General features: G+C 65.0%; 4 protein-coding genes. 1 reads left to right on the top strand and 3 read right to left on the bottom strand.

The genetic code is table 11. The features are described from left to right. Window positions 1–50 precede the first annotated feature (50 nt). Both ACF8GF_RS16440 and ACF8GF_RS16435 read right to left on the bottom strand, forming a co-directional pair. Entirely contained in the window at window positions 51–554 is a 504-nt protein-coding gene (locus tag ACF8GF_RS16440) for a DUF523 domain-containing protein (protein WP_209969306.1), read from the bottom strand. Next, a complete protein-coding gene (locus tag ACF8GF_RS16435; protein ID WP_392461551.1) occupies window positions 541–1,173 on the bottom strand; it encodes a 2OG-Fe(II) oxygenase in 633 nt (210 codons plus the stop codon). Before ACF8GF_RS16435 ends, ACF8GF_RS16440 begins: the two co-directional genes overlap by 14 nt. A gap of 113 nt (window positions 1,174–1,286) precedes the next feature. Between ACF8GF_RS16435 and ACF8GF_RS16430 the strand changes: the two genes are divergently transcribed. Beyond that, on the top strand, window positions 1,287–2,039 hold the full coding sequence (locus ACF8GF_RS16430; protein WP_176682797.1) for a DUF2059 domain-containing protein: 753 nt from the start codon (window positions 1,287–1,289) through the stop codon (window positions 2,037–2,039). On the opposite strand, the gene ACF8GF_RS16425 is transcribed toward ACF8GF_RS16430, so the two are convergent. Then, window positions 2,040–2,966, bottom strand: coding sequence for an alpha/beta hydrolase (locus tag ACF8GF_RS16425; protein ID WP_392488220.1), 927 nt, complete (start codon window positions 2,964–2,966; stop codon window positions 2,040–2,042). Window positions 2,967–3,113 lie beyond the last annotated feature (147 nt).

The raw sequence follows: 3,113 nt of genomic DNA, 5'->3' as shown, positions 1-3,113 counted from the left end.
TCCACCACCGTGGTAGGAGCGGGTTCACCCGCGAAAGGGCCGGCACAGGTTCAAACAGATATATCAGCCAAAGCCCGCTGCGCCTGGTCGAGCTCCAGCTCGCTGAACACCTGCACCCCCGCCCGCCGCAGCAACGCGGTGGTTACCCCTTCCCCCGCCACTTTCACACCACTGAAGGTGCCATCATAGGTCAACCGGTTGCCACACGAAGGGCTACCAGACTTCAGCACCGCTACGCGGATGCCATGCCGGCGCACCAGTTCCAGCGCCAACTGCGCACCGGCCAGAAACTCGGCACTGACATCTTCACCCGTTACCGTCAGCACCTGCGTGTCACCATCGAGCACAGCGCGGCCCTGCCCTCCGGGTATCTCCGCTGGCGGCCGCGGTGTCGGCAAGCCGCCGGCCACCTCCGGGCACAACGGCACCACGCGCCCTTCAGCCTGCCACTGCTGCAACAAATCGGGATGGCCACTGGCACGGCCGTCATAGCGTACTGGCTGCCCCAACAGGCAGGCGCTCACCAACACCTTGGGCATATCAGAAAAGGTCATTGCCACGCCTCCTGAACCAGCCGGTCAACGACAGCCGCTCGCGCCCGGCCGGCAATACTTCGTGAGGCACTTCGCCCGACAGGAAAACCACCAGGCAAGCAGCCACTGGCTCGACATCGTGCTCGACACCGTTGGCCAGAAACATGCGCAACTGGCCACCGTCATGTGGTTGCCAGCCTTCATTGAGGTAAAGCACCGCCGAGACCATACGCCGGTCATCGTCGCGGAAGCGGTCCAGGTGCCGGCGATAGAACGCCCCCGGTGGGTACAGGGCAAAGTGGCATTCGAAGTCTTCCAGGCCCAGGAACAGGCCTTGGTTGATCGCCAGGCGCAACTGATCCATCGCCGCCAGGTACTGGTCGCAGGCCTCGGCCTGCCCCGGGTCGATCCACTGGATCTGGTCACCGCGAATGGCTTCGCGCACCTCCTGGGTAGCACCCCGCCCAACCCCTGCGGGGTTGAGTTCGCCTTCGGCATCACGGCGCCGGCACTCGGCTGCCAGTGCGCGCACCAGGTCGGCAGGCAGAAAGTGCGCCTGCTGGGACCAGCCATGGGTGGCCAGATCGTCGACGACGGCCGCAAGCATCGGGTATTCAGGGAAGATGTGCATGGCGCGCATCATATCCATTCGCCCTGTCGCCGCACAGCGCCACTTGGCCGAGAAACACGCGGATATCTCGACAAACCGGCGCCGGGCCAAGGACAATAGGCCCCTGCCGACAGGAGTCCTGAATGCGCCGTCTGTTTTCCCTGATTCTGCTGATGATCTGCACCATGCCTGTCTGGGCAGACAACCTGGATCAACTGTACAAGGCTGCCGGCTGGCCCGACCAGCGCGCCCACTTCAACGATGCCCTGACCGCCGCCCAGGAGCGCTACCGCAACAGTTTGCCACCCGCCGTTTACCAGGCGCTGGTCAACAACAGCAACCAGCGCTTCCAGGCCCAGGCGATGGACCGTCGCGCCCAGACCAAGCTGCGCGCCACCCTGGCCAACCCGGCACCGGCCCTGGCCTTCTTCCAGTCACCGCTGGGGCGCAAAGTGGTGGCGGCCGAGCTCAGGGCCACCCGCAAGGACGAACTGGCGAAGAACGCCAAAGGCCTGCCCAAGATCCAGGCCAGCGACGATCGTCTGCTGGTCATTGGCCATCTGGCCCAAGCCCTGCCTGCACGAGAGGCCGGCGCCGAAGTCAGCCTTGCCATCGCCGGTGTAGCCGCCGACAGCCTCAGCTCGATGATCCCCGGCCTGTTCGGCGGCGGCCAGGCACAGAGCCTGCTGGATGGCCAGCGCCAGCGACTGATGGGGCAGATTGGCGAAGACCTGAACAACACCCTGCTGTACGTCTACCGTGACCTGTCCGATGCCGAGCTGGAAGCGTTCGCCACCTTTGCCGAGTCGCCCGAGGGCAAGGCTTACTACCAGGCGGCCCTGGCCGCTGTGCGCGCCGGCCTGGCGGTTGGCCAGAGCGCCGACGACCTAAAGTGATCAGCCCAGACGCTGGTCGATGAAGTCGAAGTAGCGCTGGCGGATGCCCGGCAATTCGTTGGCCAGGTGGTGACGGGCCTCGGGCAGCATCAGGATCTGCGGCTCGGCAAACTTGGCCTTGAGCACTTCAAGGTTGTAGGGCCAGTCCACCGTACCATCCGCCTCCCCCTGCACGATCAATGGCCGCCGCGCACTGCACGGCGCGGCCTCGATGCGTTTGACCCAGGCGATCAGTGCGCCCACCCAGGCCGTTGGCAGGCGACGCGGTTGCAGCGGGTCGGCCTCCAGGAACGGCAGGAAGGCCGGGTCGTTGGTGTTCTCACTGAAGCGCCGTTCGATGCCATTGACGAAGTGGCGCAGCACGCAATAACTGAACTTCGACCAGCGCCAGGAACATGGCCGCACCAGCGGGGCCAGCAGGATGACCTGGCCATCGATGGGGCTGCGTGCGCCATGGTGCAGCAGATGGTCCACGGCAATCGCCCCCCCCGTGCTCTGCCCACAAAGGTGCCACGGGTGCGGCAGTTGCAGCGTGTGCACCTGTTCGAACAAGGCCTCCAGCACCTGCTGGTACACCGCGAAGTCAGTGATGCTGGCCCGCTCGCCGCTGGACAGGCCGTGGCCGGGCAGGTCGCAACTGATCACCGCAAAACCTTGCTTGAGTGCCCACGCAATCACATGCTGGTACAGCCCCATGTGGTCGTAATAGCCGTGCAGCAGGAACAGCGTCGCGCTTGGCTGCTCGGGTAGCCAGGCCTGCCCGACCAGGTCGAACCCCGCCGCCTGGAAGCTGCCTAGCCAGCTGTGTGCCGGCAGGTTCAGGCCATAGAAGCGCTGGTAGTCCTGCGCTTGTGCCGACAGTGGCTGGCGAGTGGTGAAGGGCGCCAGGCTGGTGCGCAGGCGGTCGGGGTGAAAGGCAGGGGGCATCGGGTACATCCACATTGATGCAAGTATTGATCTGGAATCTTCAGCTCTGGCCGGCGCCATGGCAAGCTTGCTCGCCTCGAACAACCAGCATCGAACTAATTGTGGGAGCGGCCTTGTGTCGCGAAAGGGCCGCAAAGCGGCCCCAGC

It is taken from the genome of Pseudomonas sp. yb_5, from assembly GCF_043103865.1.
GTDB lineage: Bacteria > Pseudomonadota > Gammaproteobacteria > Pseudomonadales > Pseudomonadaceae > Aquipseudomonas > Aquipseudomonas putida_Y.
The sequence above is the reverse complement of the archived record's forward strand: the minus strand, read 5'-3'. Positions and strand labels throughout refer to the sequence as shown.

What these genes read in the sequence shown, in the direction of transcription:
- ACF8GF_RS16425 (WP_392488220.1), bottom strand. Translation starts at nt 2,966, where the DNA reads ATGCCCCCTGCCTTTCACCCCGACCGCCTGCGCACCAGCCTGGCGCCC.
- ACF8GF_RS16435 (WP_392461551.1), bottom strand. Translation starts at nt 1,173, where the DNA reads ATGCGCGCCATGCACATCTTCCCTGAATACCCGATGCTTGCGGCCGTC.
- ACF8GF_RS16440 (WP_209969306.1), bottom strand. Translation starts at nt 554, where the DNA reads ATGACCTTTTCTGATATGCCCAAGGTGTTGGTGAGCGCCTGCCTGTTG.
- ACF8GF_RS16430 (WP_176682797.1), top strand. Translation starts at nt 1,287, where the DNA reads ATGCGCCGTCTGTTTTCCCTGATTCTGCTGATGATCTGCACCATGCCT.